Annotated in this window: 1 protein-coding gene; it reads right to left on the reverse strand. The window is 46.5% G+C overall.

Features of this window, described 5'->3' with window-relative positions:
* Positions 1-617: UDP-glucose 4-epimerase GalE (gene galE, locus IEU65_RS10315; protein ID WP_188352257.1), on the reverse strand; the 617-nt coding region annotated here is incomplete at both ends.

Below are 617 nucleotides of genomic sequence, written 5' to 3' on the forward strand. Positions count from 1 at the left end.
TGATCATCATAGCCCTTAGGGTGGCTCTGATGCCACTGCCAAGCTGTCTTGATGATGTCTTGCACATTATCGTACTTTGGTGCCCAGCCCAGCACCTCTCGTGCCTTATCTGAATTGGCAATCAAAATATCAGGATCACCCGCTCGACGTGGCCCAATCTTAGCCGGAATATCAACCCCTGTTGCTTCCCGTGCCGCCTCAACCATCTCTTTCACTGAAAATCCAGTCGCTGATCCCAAGTTAAACTGATTTGACTCATGACCATCAGCTAAATACTGCAATGCCAAGATATGTGCGTCTGCCAAGTCTAAGACATGCACATAATCACGCACATTAAAGCCGTCTGGGGTGTTATAGTCATCACCAAACATTTCAATATAATCACGTTGTCCCAAACCAGCTTGCAAAATAATTGGTACCAAGTGTGTTTCTGGATTGTGGTCTTCGCCAATCGTGCCATCTTCTGCTGCACCAGCCACATTGAAATAGCGCAACGCGACCCATTTAACCCCGTCAGCTTGATCGGACCAGTTCATGATTTTTTCCATCATCAACTTTGATTCGCCATAAGGGTTAATCGGGTTTTGCGGATCGGTTTCCTTAATCGGAATATGCAC

The sequence above is a fragment of the Leuconostoc pseudomesenteroides KCTC 3652 genome (assembly GCF_014634745.1).
Classification (GTDB): domain Bacteria; phylum Bacillota; class Bacilli; order Lactobacillales; family Lactobacillaceae; genus Leuconostoc; species Leuconostoc pseudomesenteroides.